Genomic DNA, 17062 nt, shown 5'->3' with positions numbered 1-17062 from the left:
TCTTCTTTACACCATCATGCAGGACGACACATACAACGAACTCGGGGCAGCCGAACGTGTGACACAGAACAAGGTTGTGGCCTTGTTCCGGGATCATCTGCAATTCACGTATCTGGGAAACTGGAAAGCATCTCCGGAAAATGCCCGCACGTCTCCCATCGAAGAAGGTTTGCTGCGTTCCTGGCTGGAACGGCGCGGAGGGGAAAGTGCTGTCTATGCTCCCAAAATCATTCAGACATTGAAGCGTGCCGCTTCGAATCCTTCCTGTTCTCTCTACGAGACAAACAAGGCTGTTTATTCTCTGCTGTATTACGGGGTGGAAATCAACCGCGAGGTGGGCCAATCTCACACCACGTTGCCCCTTATCGACTGGGATCACCCGGAAAATAACGAATTCGCCGTAGCGGAAGAGGTAAGCGTTCGCCGGGCTGACGGAAAGACGACGCGCCGCCCGGATGTCGTCCTGTATGTCAACGGGATTGCCCTGGCCGTACTGGAGCTCAAACGCGGCAGCGTGACCGTGAATGAAGCGATCCGGCAAAATCAGACAAACCAGCACGAGGGCGAAATTCCGCATTTCTTTTCGACTGTGCAGCTCGTCATGGCAGCCAATGAGACGGAAGGGCTGCGCTATGCGACGACTCAAACGCCCCCCAAGTATTACCTGACATGGAAACGCGATCAGGAAGATACGCCAGTCAACCATCTGCTCGAACACCTTCGGGAACTTTGCTCACAGAAACGCCTGCTGGAGTTCATCCACGATTTCGTGGTCTATGACGCCGGCATCAAAAAGGTGGCTCGCCCCCACCAGTACCGGGGAATCAAAAAGACACAGGAGTACCTGAGGCGGCGCGAAGGAGGAATCATCTGGCATACGCAGGGCAGCGGCAAGAGCCTGCTGATGATCTGGCTGGCAAAATGGATTCTGCGCAACACCCCCGATTCCCGTGTGCTGGTGATTACCGACCGCACGGAGCTTGATGAACAGATCGACCGCAACTTTAACCAGGCCGGAATTACCTCTTACCGGACAACATCCAGCCGGGATCTGTTCGCCAAACTCAACCGGGCGGAAGAACGCGTCATTTGCTCACTCGTCCACAAATTCGGGCTGCGCGAAGGAGATACTGATGACATCATCAGAGAATGGGATGATACGATTCCTGCCGATTTCAAGGTCAAGGGCGACTTGCATGTCTTCATCGACGAGTGTCACCGCACACAATCGGGCAAGTTGGCGAAGGCCATGAAAAGACTGCTGGGCTCGGGTATCTTCATTGGTTTTACAGGTACGCCTCTGTTCAAGTCGGACAAGGAAACCAGCCGGGAAACCTTCGGTAATTTCATTGATACATACAAATTCGACGAAGCGGTCAAGGATGGCGCCGTGCTTGACCTGCGTTACGAAGCTCGCAATGTGGATCAGGATTTTTCTCCCAAGGGAGATATCAAACTCGATGAGAGGTTCGAACGGCTGACGACCGGCATGACGGACGAGCAAAAATACCAGCTCAAGCAAAAATGGGGGACGATGAAGGCCCTGTACAGCAGCCGGGAGCGGCTGGAACGCATCGCCGCCAATATCTGCGAGGACATGGATCGTGATCCCCGGCTGCGCATGGATGCCGGAAACGCCATGCTGGTCGCCGACAATATTTATCAGGCTTTTCGATTTTACGAGATTTTTCAACGAACGGAATTGAAGGGTAAGTGTGCCGTGGTCAGTTCGTACATTGCTTCCAACGAAGCTTCGCGGACAGCAGGCTTGGGGGCAGCCCAGCAATCCGAGGAAATGCTCAAATATGAGACCTGCCAGCAGATGCTGAAGGATTTCGGCTTTCAGACGGCAAGCGTTACCGCCTGCGAAAAATTCGAGAGCAAGGTTAAAGAAATGTTCATCAAGGAGCCGGGGCGTATGAAACTGCTTATCGTCGTCGACAAGCTCCTGACGGGGTTTGATGCTCCTCCGGCCACCTACCTGTATATCGACAAGAAAATGCAGGATCACGGGCTCTTTCAGGCGATTTGTCGCGTCAACCGACTGGACGGCGAAAGCAAGGAATTTGGCTATATTGTCGACTACAAGGATCTCTTCCTGAGTCTGGGGGAAGCGGTCAAATCTTTCACGGCGGAGGCCTTCGAGCATTATGAATCCGCCGATGTGCAAGGACTGCTCAAAGACCGGCTCACAGAAGCGAACAAATTGCTGATGCAGCGCCTCGACCGGTTGCGTGCTCTTTGTGAACCCGTCGCGGAACCGAAGGGGCAGGATGAGTATCTGTCCTATTTCTGTATGGGCGAAAACCTGGAAAAACATCAACGCCAACGCATCGAACTCTATACGGGAACGGCGGCTCTGATGCGAGCCTATGCCAAAGTGTGCGATGAGCTTGATCTGGCCGGGTACAGCAAGGACCAGATTGTTTTGCTCCGGGAGGAGGTCGAACACTTTATTGATGCCAGAGATGCCGTAAAGCGTGCAAGTGGCGACTACATCGACATGAAGATGTATGAAGCGGAAATGCGCAATCTGATTGATACCTATGTGCATGCTTCGGACGCGGAAAGCGTCTCTACGATGGAGGATATGGGAATGGTCGAGCTGCTGGTTACCCGGACGGAAGAAATCATCCGCGACACCGAAAAAAAGACGGGCAAGCACGCGGCGGAGAGTATCGGCAACAACTTGAAAAAGGAGATTACGGAGAAACGTTCGCTCAATCCCAAATTCTACGACAGCATGGGAACGCTGTTGATTCGGCTATTGGAAGATCACAAGAAAGGAGCCATCGAGTACAAGGATTTTCTGGATGGCGTTGTGGAACTGGCTAAAAAGATAAGAGGCGGAGAGCGTCCGCGCCCGCAACCAATCAATACGCCACGGCTCAAGGCCTTGTACGACAATGCCCCTGTTCCGCGCAGGCATGCAGAACGATTCCCGGAGCAGTTTGCACTGATAATGGACAGGAAGTGCGCCGGAATGCAGGCGGGATTTAATGACCCCGTTTCGACACGTTATCGTGAGGCTTTCGTCTTGATTCGGGAAGGAATGGAAGAACTGGCTGGTGAATTCGATCTCGATATCAACGAGGAAATGATCGAGACTGTCTTCAATCTGGCGGTACAACATTACGGCAGATCATGAAGGTCGGCGGCATTAATGTGCGCATCGTAAGGAAAGGCGTCAAGCACCTCAGACTGTCGGTATGCCCTCCATCCGGTGAAGTCGTAATCACCGCCCCGCTGGCGATGGACGAGGATGCCGTGCGGTTGGCCGCTGTGCAGCGGTTGACCTGGATTCATGCACGACGCAGGGAATTCGATGATCAGGAACGCCAGAGCCTTCGCACGTATGAATCGGGAGAGACGCATTACTTTCTGGGTCGCCGCTATCGTTTGAAGGTGGTTCATATCCGTTCAGGAGAACCCCACTGCATCGAACCCAAGGGGAAATTCTTCGTGATGAACGTTTACGCTGAAACGACCCCCGGCAATCGTGAAGAGCTCCTGCATGCGTGGTACCGTCATCAACTGCGGGACATGGTAACGCCCTTGCTTGTCAAATGGTGCAAACGCCTTGAATTGACGGTACCAGTATTCACGATTCGAAAAATGAAGACAAAGTGGGGTTCTTGTGCTCCGGATGCCCATCGCATCCAGCTCAATATGGACCTGATCAAAAAGCCGCCTTTATGCATCGAATACGTGATTTTGCACGAACTGATTCATTTCTTTGAAGCGAACCACACTCCCCGGTTCAAAGCTCTTCTGTCAGCCCACATGCCCATGTGGGAACATTTGAAGGATGTCTTGAATCTGGCTCCTCTGGGCGAAGAGGTTTGGGAGGAAATGACGGAATAATTCATTTGTTTCTACACAATACATCATGATTGCTTGAGTAAGAATCACCTTCGAGTGTTTCCATTCTCAGCCCGGGACGAAATGCTTAGGGCGGGGAAGGAGGTAAAGGAATGAAGTCTATTCCGAAATCTGCCGTGAGGTATGCTTCTTTTTATCTGAAATCATTTACTGAATTCCGATTCCACAAAGTTCCGAATACGCTGTACGATGGCGGTAAACTCTTCAATTTCGCCAAACAACATCGGTTTCATTTGGATGTAGTCACGAGCCCAGGACTGATAACTGTGATCATCAGGAGGCAGGATATTCATATCGGAAGGACCCAGATGTTCGTAATCGATCCATGAATATCCATAATTGACTGCACGTTGTTGTTTGATTTGTTCAAACAAAGAGTTGTCGTACATGCCATTTCTGATCAGGGCGTCCAGATCATAATAGTGTCTGGCCAACCGTGGTTTGCTTGGGCCTCCCCGCACGTTTTCCTCATGCAGAATGAACGCCTTTTCCCAAAAGGTTCGTTTGGGAGAAACGACTTGCAGAGAAACAGGTTCTGCCAGTTCGGGAAAAACTTGGGCTATATAGGAGTCGATTTCAGCAGGAGAGGAAGGTGTTGTCTCTGCTCTGCCGCTTAGTTCCAGTTTGACCGCCGGAGCCACATAGGAACCGGCATCATGTTCCAGCACGGAAGGATAATGAATGAAAAGAACGAACGGGTCGCGAGCCTTACTGAGATCTTCCAGTTCAAAACGAACCCCTGAAATACCACGACAGTCAAAGGATTGCTGTAAGGCTGGCAGGATGAAGTCACACATCAGATTCCTGTAATACTCTCTCATCTTGCGCTGCTTGCGATCACGCTGCGACGAAGATTCACCAGGAACGGGGAGCAACTCTCTGGGCATGTCTGAAAAGAACGCAGGAGACAAAGCAATGTCTATGTCTTCAGAAAAGCGCTGGATGCAATGAAAGGCTTTTGACAAGGATGTGCCACCCCGGAAACACAAATGAGGCTCTAACGCTTGGTTTTCAAACAACATATCCAGAACCCGGCATACCCAGTAGTCTTTTTCCAGAAAGAGAGCTGGCAAACCTAATTGGTTCTGAGTTTCAGCAAGCACATCACGCTGCTGTTCGGGGACAAGCTGAAAATAACGAATCATGACGGCAAATTGCAGATAATGGGACGCATCCATTCAGGAGCTTGGGGTGCCCACCGGTTGAGTTGCTTCTTATCGTTCGATGAAAGGTTTTGAGACAAGCGGGAACGCACTTCTTCCACACTAGTCTGATTCTTACCGAGGAAACGCAATGCCATATATACTTCTCCCATGATGGTGCCTGACAAATCCATCAGGTTTTTGGCCGTGCGGCGTAACCTGATTTGCAAAGCCCCGATACGGAACTCTTTTGACCGTCCATCTGTCAAATACTCATAAGAGGCGGGAACCTGATCGCTCAACCCGAGTTTGTTGGCAAGGCTTGCCCCTGTCGGCATGATGCGGGAACCTGTTTTACGAGCCAGAGCCTGAATGATCTGATCCGGAGACGGAGGCAATGGCCGTTGAGAATAACTGCTGATTCGGGGCATGTAATACAACCCGGTTGCAATCCTGACAATACATCCTCTCTCTGCCAGCCGGGAAAGAGACTGATCCAAAGCAGCCCTGGTACCAAGTTCCTTCAAGTCTACAGCTGAGAACACATCTCCCAAGGCAAATCGCTTTTTGATTTGCTTCAGCATGTCGATTCTGGTTGCGGACAAGTTCATATCTTTCTGAGGAGCTGTAAATAATTTGCACGATCTCTGACATAAGGTCAAGATATATACTTGCACGATTTCTGACATCATGTATTTCGGGCAATCCATCATACGATTCAGGCGTGATGACTCGTTGGTTGATCAGAAAGACCATGAAGAGCATCATGGAAAGACAGCAGATCATTCGAAGTATTACCGCCTTCTTCGAAGATAGAGGTATTACCTGGAACAAGGTTTATATCGGAGTAACTAACAATGCAGAAAAACGCCTGTTTCAGGACCATAATGTGGACAGGAGGGAGGACGACTACATCGTCTGCCAATCCCGGTCTGCTGATGAAGCACGCAGTATCGAAGGATATTTCCAGGAGCTTGGGGCCTCCGGCTTCAATGGAGGAGGCAATGACACCAGCAGCATTGTCTACGCCTATCGCAAAAGGGGCTATACGATTGAATAAGCCTGTCTTTCGGATGGAGACATCCATCTGAAAATCCCCCTCTCTTCACGTCATATATCATTGAGGAAGTAGATGCTCTGCTTCCTGCCTGTGCCCGCCTCCCGGCTTTGTTCCGGGAGGCGGGCTTTTTGTTGCAACAAACCAATCATCAATGAACATGAATACTCGTACATCCACACGTGAACTCTATCGTAACCGAGATAACAGCCCTCTGGACAGATTCCAGATCCGGCGTGTCGCTCCCTCCGTCTTTGCCGACCGTGAGGACGACAGCCGTTCGGAGAAGTACCGTTTCGTCTCGTCCGACTCCCTGCTCGACCAGATGGAAGAGGCTGGATTCCTCGTCGTCGGAGCTCAGGAACAACGTACCCGGAAATCGGACGGCACGCCCACCCGCAAGCACCTGATTCGCTTCGCCCACCGGGACGTGCTGGAACACAACCGTGAGCAGCGCATCGAAGTGGTCATGATCAACAGTCACAACGGCAGCTGCTCCTACCAGCTCATGGCCGGTATCTTCCGGCTGGTGTGTACCAACGGTCTGATTGTCGGGGCGCGTATTGCCGCGATCAACATTCGTCACATGGGTCATACCGGAGAAGAGGTGATCGCCGCCAGTCTCCGGCTGGCCTCTGAAACGCCCCGGATCATGGACGACATTCACCGCATGCAGGGAGTCGAACTACCCTACAAGCGTCAGGTGGACTTCGTTCATGAAGCGGCACAGCTGCGAATGGGAGACGACTACGAAGACAAAATACGTCCCGAAGCCCTTCTGTCGCCCCGGCGCTGGAACGACATCGGCTTTACGGCGGGAGGACCAGCTACCGTCTGGCAGTGCTTCAACCGGGTTCAGGAAAACCTGATCCGGGGAGGCGTTCCTTTAAAACCGCAGACGGACGGCGTATATCGTCGCCGCTCCCTGCGTGCGCTCAATGGCATTGACGGAAACACACGCCTGAACCGGGAGCTCTGGGATCTGGCCGACAGCTATACCCTGAACAACTGATCTGAAACGACCATGAGAAGAAAACAACATCTACGGTTGAAACGTCTGGGGCGGGCTCCGTCCCTGACCGGACTGGAGCTGTCCATTCTCCTGTACCTTCACGGCGACTTTGAACGCAGTGACAAGGAGATCATGGCGGAATGCCATGGCATCAAGCAGGAAAGCGTCAGGCATTCCGTCCGAGGTCTGGCCGGGCGGGAGTTCATCATCCGCACAAAGGAAGAGGAATTTCTGCTTCGGTCCGATTGCTGGCTGATTACCTATGCCGGACGGCAGGCGCTCAGGCAATGGGTGTCCGCTGCCGCTCCGGTTCGTCGATCATCCCGGACAAGAATTCCCGCATGAGGCACGTCATGAACATGAAAGGCATCATGATCGCCCTGGTGGCGCTCGTACTGCTGTGTCTGCTGGGACCGATTGTCGTCGGCGTCCTGTCGGCTCTGGTGGCCGTAGCACCGTACCTGCTAGCCGTGCTGTTGCTCATGGGCGTCATCGCCTTCTTCTGCAAGTAACTCCGACAGGAAAGGAAGAGAACGAGACATGAAGACGATGCCCATCATCGCGCAACTGCGTTCCACGAGCGGATCCGATACGGACGTATCTGGAAGTGGATACGGAGCTATTGGCCCGGATCGGGAAGGCAGTGTCGCTTTGCAGCAGTCATCAGAACGATCCATCGCTGGGGCTGAGCACGCTGACGATTCACGGGCCGTCCATGACGGCTCTGGTGAATCTCCCGGAACTGACGGAAGAACAGCAGAAGTCTCTGGACGACGACGAAAGCATCCTGCTGGATTCGCCGATTCCGGAGGCGGAGCTGGCTACCCTTGAAAGCTGCATCCGGCTCTGCGGTGAAGCCATCGACATTCTTGATGTCCGGTATCTGTATGCCGTCGCCTGCAACAAGCACACACGGGACATGTATGAGGCCAATATCGGGGCCGTACTGAGACATCTGCTCAAGTCCCGCCATCATCCCGGAAAGGAGGTGTTGCCTGATGCTGACGATTGAAAAGTACAAGGGCACCCGCTTCTGGGCCGTCTTTCAAGACGGAGAGCTGTTGGCCGTGACCGTGTACAAACGAGGGGCTCAGGCCATTGTCAGGACGCTGGAAGCCAAGGACGGATAAGGCCTCCATTCAGCAGCTCTTCTTCATCATGAAGGAGAGCTGTTTTTTAGCTGTCGCAGGGAGGTTCCGATTCTGGCCTCAGATTATGAATACGTATTGAGGGTAATGTAGAGCCCGGATATGTCTGGGCCTACGTCTGCAAGTACTTGTTCTCTCCCAGTCTGGATAAACACAGGTACGAGTACAAACTGTATACCCCAGAGTCGGTTAAAGCTGCTATTCCGAAATGGATCAACGAGTATCAGGATAAGGAGATGATCAAGCAGTTCCGGGAAGCCGGGCTGTATGAGCCTCCGAGAATATCGTAGTTGAACCCAGTGTGACACTGCGTGTCTCATTTTCTTGCAAAATCCTGCACTGAAACAGGGGTAAATGTGACACTGAGGGCACAGAATGGCAACAGTCTAATGAGGGATATTCGGTGCTAATGATTGATTAGGAGCAGATTGCAGAGGTTTGAGTTATGGTGTGTAAGGCCGCTGCGCCACCACTTTTGAGATAACACGCATGCGAATCATTCCTCCCGGAATAAAACCGCACAGGCAAACTTTCTGCACGCCCTTCTTCTAAAGAAGAAGGGCGTTGCTGATAACGAAAAGAAATAAATCCCCTTCTGCAGAATAATTGCGACCATCTTGCAGCATTCTCTCACAGCACCCGGAGACGGCTCTCCGGGTGCTGTGATTGTTTTTAGCCCCAGGATGCCCCAGGCAGGCCGTTTATTCTCCGGAGCGAGATATGAGGCCAGCTCCCTTACGGGGCGTTCTGAAGCCATTTATACCCCAATATCGAGGACATTCTGCCACGCAGCGGACTTCCTGTATGAATTCCTTGTTGCAAACAGTTTATTGTTTTGAATCACCCTGATATTTCATGAGGTCAAGTCCATAGGTTCGCAACTGCATGAGTTCGTCCACAAGGTTCCTGACAAACTCGGTTTTTAACGCATTGAGCTGCCGTTTTTTCATTCCGAACAAAATTTGATAATCGGTGTCTGTCGCTTTCTCCTCCAGATATCTGAAAAGATCAGGATGTTCGAAAAGTTCTTTCCAGTTTTGTGACTGATGAAATTCCTGCACCTGTTTATTTGGAATTTTGATTCTGCCCAAGTAGCACCCCAGTACATATGCTTCGATACCACCCGAAGCAAAGCCGTAATAGCGCGGAATTCCTTTCTCGTCAAAGGGGCCGTTGTTCCACGCTTGAATACTGGAATCGAGCCAGATTTCACGTTGATATTTCAAATACGACCGCAGCCCGTTTTCTGTCCAGGAGGGGATATGGTACCCGTCAATCGGCTTTGGCCATTCCTTGAATTCCGACAGCATTTCCGGGCACAGAGATACGATACAGCATATACGTTCTGTTATTTTTGACTGCCAACTGATTATCGCTTGAGGGTGGTAAAATTCGGGAGAATCATGAATTCCATGAATCACACTGAACGGTTGTTTGCGTGTGCTGAATCTCTGGACAATCCAGTCAACGAATGGGATCGAACGCTTGAGGGCAAACGCTCCGAGATCATCCAGATAGTCTTCGTAATCCGTCATGGTGGAATCAAAAAGAAGCCGGGCCCAATGGGTATGTTTAAGCAGCCATAAAATGATAGCACCGGGAGGCAAGTTCTCTTCATTTTTGTACAGTGCAATAGCCTTTCTTACATCGGCCATGGCATGTCTCTGCCACTGTTGAACCAGCCTGTTCAGCTCCCGCAAGGAAACCTCCTCTCCTTCCTTTCGATAAGGAACCCATTCCGGGATTAGCGGCTCATCACCCTGTATCCCGGGGGAAGAGTCGAGACTGGGGCGGTCAGGGCGCAGCCCTGCCGCCGCAGGCGAGCTATTCATTCCTGTCGAAGTCGTCGGTAACGACAGGTCAGAGGCGGTGCCGAGACCTGTCGTTATCAGACTTTTGTTATTCACGACGCAATTCTTCATCTCGGTCATCCGCAAATTTTCATCTTGGTTTTGCATGGCTTCAATTCGTACCCGACGTCCATCAGGTATCTTCAGAGGAGGGTTCGAAACAGCTTTGTATAGACAAAGGGTACCTCGAACATCCCTCTTGCTCCGGAGAGGTGATTCTTCCAGATACCCGGCTTTGCGTAACTTGTTAAGGCGTGACTTCAGCGCAGACACAGAGATCTTCTTGTTCAAAAAATGAGGCAATTTCTGATGAATGGCCTTGAGTGTATGATTTTTCGGAGGTGTCGTCTGGCAATGGATGTATAACCAGAGCCAGAATGCCCGGTCCTTGGCAGTAAGTCGAGTGTCCAGCATTGGCCCGTTGGGAACGGGGATTTCTATGCGTTTGATGCCTTTTTTGTCAACTTCTCTGATATTTAGACAGATGTCTTGATGCCTTTGACGATCACAAAGGTTCAGACCTCTAGGAACACCTCCTTTCGCTACTTCGATCCAATTATCAGGGAAGGCGGTCCTTGCCCTCCAGTTTTGCAGGTCATGATAATACAGAGGAGTTCCTTCCTTTTTGGGTATACGCTGTTTACAGCACCAATGATTTTTCGCAAGGGCATTTAGCACAGAAGGCAGGGTTCTTACGGAAATGCCTGTCCCATTACTGATTGAGCTGATGGTATGCACGGTAAAACAATCACGTGCGTAAAGATAGAACCAGACAACTGCCTGGTTGTGATCTTCGAAGAGTGAAAGCATAATCCGAGAGAAAGGCGTGTAGTTTCCTCTTCTTTCGGTATATTGTGCTTCGATTGATGCGTCGGAACGCTTCCTTTGTTTTTTGCAGGTACTCATGATTAGTATGAAGCAAGAGCATACTTTGCTAATGAAAATAGTTCCTTCAGGCGCTCTTGATACTGAAGGGGGAAAATAATGTGGGATCTCGTTTGGATCTCCCGTTCAAGTTTTATGAGACTCAGCGAGTCTCCTTCCCGGCTATGCCGGAGTGCCTGCCTTCATCAAGAATGCAGGACAATTAACCTTATTAAGTAATATGAGAAATGCCCCTGTCGTGAAACTCCGGCGAACTCGCTGGGGGTGGAACTCAAGGAACAGGTATGAGGAGCTAGACCACCATTCCTTGTACGTTCCGGGTTTATAGAAAACCCAATGAAACGCTTGAGAGCGTCAAGATGTCCTGCGCTCAATGGTGACGACGGACAACGAAAACCAGTTACTACATCTGAAGATGGAGGTCAACAAAAACAGCAGGTTAATGACCAGTTTCCTCCGGAAATACATGGAACCATGCTTCGCCTTCGGCAGCACGAACGCCTTCCCGGTAATGCTTTTCCGTCATGTTGGTTCCCGAGTGTCCAAGCCACATGGATACCCGGGGTATATCGTGTGTTTTGGCTGCGGCATATGAGGCAAACGAATGGCGTAGGGCATTATGCGGTAGCGTGATGCCTGCAATTTCTGCCATTTTTTTGAGGCAGCGTCCATGGCGATTCTCGTATAATCTGTCAATTTCGTCAGGAGCCGGTTCATATTCCGCCAAGGCGAGCCAGGCCTTGGCAGCGGCAGGGAGTGGAACAAAACGTTGTTTCCCGGTTTTGGCTATTGAGGCCGAGACAAATACTTCATCCTTTTCATCAAGGATGGCATCCCGTGTTATTCTAACGCATTCGGAACGGCGCAGCCCGCAAAAGGCGACCAGGACCAATCGGAACAACATTCCTCTGTCGTGCTCAAGGGCAGCTTGCAGGAGTTTCTTCAGTTCAGACGGAGAGATGATACCAATCTGGACAGATTCCGCTCTCGGAGCAAGCGTTCTTTCAACCGGGTTATACGCAATGAGGTCCCTGCTCTGCGCCCAGACAAAGAATCCATGCAGGGTTGTACGGTAACGCCGTTTGGTAGCATTACTGAGTGGTTGTTTCCGATATCGGAATGAGGCCAGCTTTTCTTCAATCATGTCCGGCATTATCTGATTGAGCGGAAGGTCTTCCCATCCCAGTAGCCATTTTTGCAGTTCCATGATCATGCTGTCATGATGGGCTTTTTTGATGAGGTTAGATTCGAGCTTCTTATCGATCACTTCCTGATATTGCTCTGCGAGGGTGCCGAACTTTCTTTTGAAGTCAACTTTGACCTGTTCTTTCTTGTTCGCAAGGAATCTGGTCAGAGAAAACAAATTGGTCAGTTCTTCCAGCCTGTTCAAATTTTCCTCGTCCGTACGCGTTACCATCCAGTTGCCATTAGCGTCTTTCCGACCATAAATCGCGCCACTGGCTATTTCTCTCTTCAGGTTCTTCAAGGCTTCACGTACTACCAGATACAAAGGGAGAGAAGATTGTTGGGTTACTTCATCATAGATGCTCCTGAATTCTCTCCATAAAAGAATAGCATTGTAGTCCTGTTCATCTACATGTTCCCTCCATTCCTGCTTTCGCAAGTGTTCCGGCAACATATCGTTCAATGATTGATGCTGAAGTCGTTGATAGGCTTTCAGCGCCTCTTCATAGGAATCAAAGAGTCGGTGAGTTTCCCGGTCACCGGACATATCGCGCACCAGCCATTTTCTCTTTCCCCGGTGCTTTCTCGGGGAAAGAGAGGCATGTGAACCATATTGATTTTTTCGGGATCTTCTCACGGTTGAAAGTATCCCATGATCATTTATATTGACAAACCAAAAGTGTGTACAAAGTGTGTACAGTCATATAACTTATTGATAATTATCATACAGAATCAGACTTAGGATCTGGTGCCGAAAGGCGTACAGGTTCGAGTCCTGCCAGGCGCACCATTTATACCCCCCTTAAGTAAACAACTTGAAGAGGGGTTTTTGTTTATGGTGAAAAATTGGACCCTTTCACGCCGCTTTCGCCCCTATTTGACAAGGTATTTGCGCCATGCAAACTACATCATGCACGGATATTTGGCCGCCATGTAAAACAACAATCCAGTGCCTTATTCATCATTATTTACGCTTGTTACCATCAGATAAGGCGATTGGATGAATTACTCCGCAGTAATGACAAGAAGTACCCGGCTGACGACTCCCAACAGAAAAGCCGGCGGCCGCCCTTCGCACTCGCCTGCCCTGTCCGTACATTTGGAAGTCAATTCGTACTCCCGGCAAAGAGAATATTTTAAAATCCTCCTTAAAAATTAATTTAAAATCCTTATTATCAACATAAAAAATAATCATGCATACCATTTATACATGTACCCAAGGGAAAATCGAACCCGTTAATATCGGAAATTTCATACCACGCATCCAACAATACGGTCAGCATCTGTCCCCCCGCCACTATCAGGGCCCAACTCCATATATTCCGAAAAGACAGGGAATAAAACGCAATATTTTGACTACATATCAAAAAGGCCTGTTAACATTTGACGCCAATCCAGCAATGCTGTATTCCACCAACCTGTTGTCGTGCGTTTCAGTCATTTACACATCGACAGACATACGCGCTCAAGCATGCGCCCATGTTCATCACGTCAATTGCGGCAACCTGGCACTAACTGATATTGATCAAGCAATCCAGTCCCTTTACCCGGACAATTCAGCCTATCCATCCGACCCCCGTAAAATCTATGTAGTCTATGCCCACCCCACCAGCAATGTTTCGTACGGAGATGAAATCAAAAAATTGATGGAATGCGGCATTCTCTTGAACAACATCGTGGAAATCGAAGAATTGCCTACAGGAAGCTTCGGAATAGATAATAATGGCTATATCGGCTGCGTTGATTGACGCACCCGCATGTTCATTTCCTTCTCCCTGGCAAACAGACAACCCTGAATTTTTCATTCCCTTTTCCGGGAGGCTACCTGAACTTTTTCAGGAAGGGTGCAATGAACGCCGTGCCCAGCCCCACCAGGGCAATGAGGGAGAAGGACCACCGGAGGGAGGAAGCATGGGCAATGTGGCCGATGACCGGAGGCCCCAGCAGGAAGCCCAGAAAGCCGATGGTGGAGACGGAGGCCAGGGCTACGCTTGGTATCATTTTTTTGGATTTTCCGGCCATGCTGTAGCAAAGGGGAACGATGGAGGAGGTACCGAAGCCCACCAGCAGGAAGCCCAGCGTGGCGGACCACAGCATGGGGAACAGGACGGAGACCAGCAGCCCGGAGGCAATGAGAATGCCGCTGGCGCGCAGCACGCGCACGGGGCCGAAGCGCATCACCATGCGGTCCGCCGTAAAGCGTCCCAGGGCCATGGTGCTCATGAACGCCACGTAGCCCATCTGCACCAGTCCGGGACCGGGCTGCACCACGCTTTCAAAGTACACGCCGCTCCAGTCAAACATGGTTCCCTCGCTCACCATGCTTCCGAAGGCGATCAGTCCGATCACCAAGACATAGGCATCCATGCTCCGGAACATGCCTCCGCCCTGGGTGGAGGAGCGGCGTGCATCCCGCGGCAGGAGGGAGGGGGAAAAGACGGCCAGAATGACCATGCACATCAGGAAAATGGCGATGAAGTGCATTTCCGTGGATACCTTCCAGTCCACCATCACCGCCCCCAGCAGGGCGCCGAAGAATCCCGCCAGGCTCCACAAGCCATGGAACCGGGCCATGATGCTGCACTGGTACAGCCGCTCCACTCCCACGCCCTGCGTGTTGACGGAGATATTCGTCAAATTAGCGGCCACCCCGAAGAAAAACAGCCCCGCCGCCAGTTCCCAGAAGGAGGACGCCATGCCCAGATACACAAGCACGGCGGGATAAAAGATGGAAGCCGCTATCAGTATCCTCCGGCTGCCGCAACGGCCCACCAGATAGCCGGACAGCGCCATGGCGGACATTTGCCCCACCGGAACGGCAAAGAGCACGGAGCCAAGGTCGGCGTCATTCAGTCCCAGCGCATTCTTGATGTCCGGAATACGGCACGCCCAACTGGCGAATACCAGGCCCTGGAGAAAATAGAAGGTGCTGACCGACAGGCGGTAGACGCCCTGCGTCGTTTTGGGAAGAGGCAGATTCATGCTGGATTTCCTGGTCACGCAGACGCTATCCCCATTCCCTTTCCCTGGCAAGAGAAATCATCTTTCATACAATAAGAATTTATCCGCAAAAGAGACATAGAGGCAAGGAATAAGCCTTAAGGGGATTTTTCCCCGCCATAGGATTTCCCAGGGTTGTCCCCTTTCTTCCACATGAAAAACGCCGCGTTCCCGACGGAGCACGGCGTTTGATGAAATGGAATAAGGAAGGGTCAGCGGGGATCGTGGTGCCAGTTCAGGGCCCCCTTGCCCAGCGCGTACAGGTAGGCCACCAGCAGAATGCCGATGAAGATGCACATGGCCGTGAAGGATTCCGGATTCATCATCACATAGTCCCGGAAGTTGACGGCCCAGGGATAGAGGAATACCACTTCCAGGTCAAAGATGACGAAGAGCATGGCCACCATGTAGAATTTCACGGAGAACATGGGAGCGCCTTCCCCCATGGGAATCATCCCGCATTCGTAGGGAATGTCCGCAGGCTTGCGCACGGAGGAGCGCTTGCCCATCAAGATACTGAGCAACAAGATAATGCCGGCCAGCCCCAGGGCTGCCACCACTTGCACAAGCACTGAAAAGAATTCCTGATTCATGACGTCTGGCACGGATGTACCATATACGCCCCGGAAAAGCAAAACTAAAAAGGGCAGCGGCTTTCATGCTGACGGGGGCGCCCGTTTCCTCCCGGAACCGGAACCGTTATGATGAACCGCGTTCCCCATGTCCCTGCATTCCTTCCTCCAGTCACGGCTCTGCCGCACATTTTCCTTAGAAAAACGGGCGGCGCAACGGTTCCACCCTCCGGAACCGATACCGCACCGCAGCCACTGGAGCATCGTCAAATGGATGCTCACGCGCCGTCCGCGCCCCTATCCGTCCGTGGCGGAAAACGCCCGTATTCCCTCCTTTCATGTTCCCGTGGAACGGAGGCAATGGGAGGCCGTCATGGTCAATCATGCCACCATCCTGATTCGGCTGCACGGCCTGAACGTGCTGACGGACCCCGTCTGGTCCGGCCGCGTGAGCCCCGTGGCATGGATGGGCCCCAAACGGAAGCGGCCCGCGGGTATCGCATGGGAGGATCTGCCGCAGGTGGACGCCGTACTGGTTTCACACGACCATTACGACCATTTTGACGCGCCCACCCTGAAAAGGCTGGAGGAACGCTTCCACCCCATCTTTCTTGTTCCTCTGGGGCTGCGCCGCCTGCTTCTCCGCCATTGCGGCGCACAGGCGCAGATCCGCGAGCTGGACTGGTGGCAGTCCGCCGCCCTGCCGTCCGGGGATGGGGAAACCACCGTGACTTTTACCCCCGCACGGCATTACAGCGGCCGCAGTCCATTCCACGGAGACGCCAACCGGTCCCTGTGGGGAGGCTTTTTCCTGCGCGCGGCGGACGGCCCGGGAATTTATTTTGCCGGAGATACGGCCCGGACACGCTTTTTCGCGGAAATACGGGACCGCCTCGGCTCTCCGGACCTGGCCCTTCTTTCCATCGGGTCCTATCTTCCGGAAGAACTCATGGCAGGCGTCCATCTGTCGCCGCGCGACGCAGTCCGGGCCTTTAAAACGCTGCGCGCCAGGCAGGGCATGGCCTTCCACTTCGGCACCTGGCAACTAGCGGACGACGGCTACCAGGAAACGCTGGACGATTTCCGGGAAGCCCTTCGCCGGGAAGGCGTGGAGGAAGCATCCTTCATTGCCGCGGACAACGGCTTTACGCTCCCATCAAATGGAGAACCCAGTCCCCAGCCGCTTCCATCAGAACCAGATATCCCGCCAGAATCCCAAGAAGGGGATCCTCCAGCTTGAACAGCAGAAAGCCAGTTCCCGGCAAAACGCCGCCCACGCAGGCGAACACGGCCATCACCGGCATGGAACATAAGCCTGCCAGCCACGCC

General features: G+C 52.0%; 17 protein-coding genes. 10 read left to right on the top strand and 7 right to left on the bottom strand.

From position 1 onward, the window contains the following. Nucleotides 1–16 precede the first annotated feature (16 nt). Together J5W70_RS08600 and J5W70_RS08595 are read left to right on the top strand one after the other, a co-directional pair. Nucleotides 17–3148 carry a type I restriction endonuclease subunit R gene (locus J5W70_RS08600; RefSeq protein ID WP_102731198.1) on the top strand — a complete coding sequence of 1044 codons (3132 nt, stop codon included), beginning with the start codon at nucleotides 17–19 and terminating at the stop codon, nucleotides 3146–3148. Beyond that, nucleotides 3145–3864 carry a M48 family metallopeptidase gene (locus J5W70_RS08595; protein WP_102731199.1) on the top strand — a complete coding sequence of 240 codons (720 nt, stop codon included), beginning with the start codon at nucleotides 3145–3147 and terminating at the stop codon, nucleotides 3862–3864. The genes J5W70_RS08600 and J5W70_RS08595 overlap by 4 nt, the downstream gene beginning before the upstream one ends. Nucleotides 3865–4025: 161 nt before the next feature. On the opposite strand, the gene J5W70_RS08590 is transcribed toward J5W70_RS08595, so the two are convergent. Both J5W70_RS08590 and J5W70_RS08585 read right to left on the bottom strand, forming a co-directional pair. Beyond that, nucleotides 4026–5027 carry a nucleotidyl transferase AbiEii/AbiGii toxin family protein gene (locus tag J5W70_RS08590; protein WP_180973639.1) on the bottom strand — a complete coding sequence of 334 codons (1002 nt, stop codon included), beginning with the start codon at nucleotides 5025–5027 and terminating at the stop codon, nucleotides 4026–4028. Beyond that, nucleotides 5024–5608 carry a DUF6088 family protein gene (locus J5W70_RS08585; protein ID WP_146020045.1) on the bottom strand — a complete coding sequence of 195 codons (585 nt, stop codon included), beginning with the start codon at nucleotides 5606–5608 and terminating at the stop codon, nucleotides 5024–5026. Before J5W70_RS08585 ends, J5W70_RS08590 begins: the two co-directional genes overlap by 4 nt. A 170-nt stretch (nucleotides 5609–5778) precedes the next feature. Here J5W70_RS08585 and J5W70_RS08580 point away from each other — a divergent pair, with 170 nt between their 5' ends. The 6 genes from J5W70_RS08580 to J5W70_RS12810 all read left to right on the top strand — a co-directional run bounded on the left by J5W70_RS08580 (nucleotide 5779) and on the right by J5W70_RS12810 (nucleotide 8223). Then, nucleotides 5779–6084, top strand: coding sequence for a hypothetical protein (locus J5W70_RS08580; RefSeq protein ID WP_146020046.1), 306 nt, complete (start codon nucleotides 5779–5781; stop codon nucleotides 6082–6084). A 157-nt stretch (nucleotides 6085–6241) separates the two neighbouring features. Beyond that, a complete protein-coding gene (locus tag J5W70_RS08575; RefSeq protein WP_180975916.1) occupies nucleotides 6242–7093 on the top strand; it encodes a DUF932 domain-containing protein in 852 nt (283 codons plus the stop codon). A 12-nt stretch (nucleotides 7094–7105) separates the two neighbouring features. Further along, a complete protein-coding gene (locus J5W70_RS08570) occupies nucleotides 7106–7438 on the top strand; it encodes a hypothetical protein (protein WP_146020047.1) in 333 nt (110 codons plus the stop codon). Further along, complete coding sequence (locus J5W70_RS08565; protein ID WP_180973732.1) at nucleotides 7435–7605, top strand: hypothetical protein; 171 nt, start codon at nucleotides 7435–7437, stop codon at nucleotides 7603–7605. The genes J5W70_RS08570 and J5W70_RS08565 overlap by 4 nt, the downstream gene beginning before the upstream one ends. A 131-nt stretch (nucleotides 7606–7736) precedes the next feature. After that, complete coding sequence (locus J5W70_RS08560; protein WP_146021381.1) at nucleotides 7737–8105, top strand: hypothetical protein; 369 nt, start codon at nucleotides 7737–7739, stop codon at nucleotides 8103–8105. Continuing rightward, on the top strand, nucleotides 8092–8223 hold the full coding sequence (locus J5W70_RS12810; protein WP_257228270.1) for a hypothetical protein: 132 nt from the start codon (nucleotides 8092–8094) through the stop codon (nucleotides 8221–8223). The genes J5W70_RS08560 and J5W70_RS12810 overlap by 14 nt, the downstream gene beginning before the upstream one ends. An 845-nt stretch (nucleotides 8224–9068) precedes the next feature. Here the strand turns inward: J5W70_RS12810 and J5W70_RS08555 are convergent. The 3 genes from J5W70_RS08555 to J5W70_RS08545 form a co-directional block, all read right to left on the bottom strand. Further along, nucleotides 9069–10997, bottom strand: a complete 1929-nt coding sequence (locus J5W70_RS08555) for a hypothetical protein (RefSeq protein WP_022397222.1) — start codon at nucleotides 10995–10997, stop codon at nucleotides 9069–9071. A gap of 418 nt (nucleotides 10998–11415) precedes the next feature. Beyond that, complete coding sequence (locus J5W70_RS08550) at nucleotides 11416–12798, bottom strand: tyrosine-type recombinase/integrase (protein WP_146021380.1); 1383 nt, start codon at nucleotides 12796–12798, stop codon at nucleotides 11416–11418. Between the two features lie 327 nt (nucleotides 12799–13125). Beyond that, nucleotides 13126–13356 (bottom strand): hypothetical protein, encoded by a 231-nt coding sequence (locus J5W70_RS08545; protein ID WP_146016952.1) that lies wholly within the window; start codon nucleotides 13354–13356, stop codon nucleotides 13126–13128. On the opposite strand from J5W70_RS08545, the gene J5W70_RS08540 reads away from it, so the two are divergent. After that, nucleotides 13355–13909 carry a hypothetical protein gene (locus J5W70_RS08540; RefSeq protein WP_022397224.1) on the top strand — a complete coding sequence of 185 codons (555 nt, stop codon included), beginning with the start codon at nucleotides 13355–13357 and terminating at the stop codon, nucleotides 13907–13909. The two genes, J5W70_RS08545 and J5W70_RS08540, sit on opposite strands and share 2 nt — an antisense overlap. A gap of 73 nt (nucleotides 13910–13982) precedes the next feature. Here the strand turns inward: J5W70_RS08540 and J5W70_RS08535 are convergent, their stop codons facing one another. Together J5W70_RS08535 and J5W70_RS08530 are read right to left on the bottom strand one after the other, a co-directional pair. Next, nucleotides 13983–15143 (bottom strand): MFS transporter, encoded by a 1161-nt coding sequence (locus J5W70_RS08535; protein WP_022397225.1) that lies wholly within the window; start codon nucleotides 15141–15143, stop codon nucleotides 13983–13985. Nucleotides 15144–15373: 230 nt separating this feature from the next. Next, nucleotides 15374–15754, bottom strand: coding sequence for an NADH-quinone oxidoreductase subunit A (locus J5W70_RS08530; RefSeq protein WP_022397226.1), 381 nt, complete (start codon nucleotides 15752–15754; stop codon nucleotides 15374–15376). 127 nt (nucleotides 15755–15881) lie between these two features. Here J5W70_RS08530 and J5W70_RS08525 point away from each other — a divergent pair, with 127 nt between their 5' ends. Next, nucleotides 15882–16973: an MBL fold metallo-hydrolase gene (locus J5W70_RS08525; protein WP_022397227.1), complete on the top strand. Its 1092-nt coding sequence runs from the start codon at nucleotides 15882–15884 to the stop codon at nucleotides 16971–16973. Nucleotides 16974–17062: the final 89 nt, after the last annotated feature.

It is taken from the genome of Akkermansia massiliensis, assembly GCF_018847375.1.
GTDB classification, from domain to species: Bacteria; Verrucomicrobiota; Verrucomicrobiia; order Verrucomicrobiales; family Akkermansiaceae; genus Akkermansia; species Akkermansia massiliensis.
This window is presented reverse-complemented; position numbering and strand designations above follow the sequence as displayed.

Coding starts and splice junctions, on each gene's coding strand:
- J5W70_RS08600 (WP_102731198.1), top strand. CDS start 17: ATGCAGGACGACACATACAACGAACTCGGGGCAGCCGAACGTGTGACA.
- J5W70_RS08595 (WP_102731199.1), top strand. CDS start 3,145: ATGAAGGTCGGCGGCATTAATGTGCGCATCGTAAGGAAAGGCGTCAAG.
- J5W70_RS08590 (WP_180973639.1), bottom strand. CDS start 5,027: ATGATTCGTTATTTTCAGCTTGTCCCCGAACAGCAGCGTGATGTGCTT.
- J5W70_RS08585 (WP_146020045.1), bottom strand. CDS start 5,608: ATGCTGAAGCAAATCAAAAAGCGATTTGCCTTGGGAGATGTGTTCTCA.
- J5W70_RS08580 (WP_146020046.1), top strand. CDS start 5,779: ATGAAGAGCATCATGGAAAGACAGCAGATCATTCGAAGTATTACCGCC.
- J5W70_RS08575 (WP_180975916.1), top strand. CDS start 6,242: ATGAATACTCGTACATCCACACGTGAACTCTATCGTAACCGAGATAAC.
- J5W70_RS08570 (WP_146020047.1), top strand. CDS start 7,106: ATGAGAAGAAAACAACATCTACGGTTGAAACGTCTGGGGCGGGCTCCG.
- J5W70_RS08565 (WP_180973732.1), top strand. CDS start 7,435: ATGAGGCACGTCATGAACATGAAAGGCATCATGATCGCCCTGGTGGCG.
- J5W70_RS12810 (WP_257228270.1), top strand. CDS start 8,092: ATGCTGACGATTGAAAAGTACAAGGGCACCCGCTTCTGGGCCGTCTTT.
- J5W70_RS08555 (WP_022397222.1), bottom strand. CDS start 10,997: ATGAGTACCTGCAAAAAACAAAGGAAGCGTTCCGACGCATCAATCGAA.
- J5W70_RS08540 (WP_022397224.1), top strand. CDS start 13,355: ATGCATACCATTTATACATGTACCCAAGGGAAAATCGAACCCGTTAAT.
- J5W70_RS08545 (WP_146016952.1), bottom strand. CDS start 13,356: ATGATTATTTTTTATGTTGATAATAAGGATTTTAAATTAATTTTTAAG.
- J5W70_RS08535 (WP_022397225.1), bottom strand. CDS start 15,143: ATGAATCTGCCTCTTCCCAAAACGACGCAGGGCGTCTACCGCCTGTCG.
- J5W70_RS08530 (WP_022397226.1), bottom strand. CDS start 15,754: ATGAATCAGGAATTCTTTTCAGTGCTTGTGCAAGTGGTGGCAGCCCTG.
- J5W70_RS08525 (WP_022397227.1), top strand. CDS start 15,882: ATGTCCCTGCATTCCTTCCTCCAGTCACGGCTCTGCCGCACATTTTCC.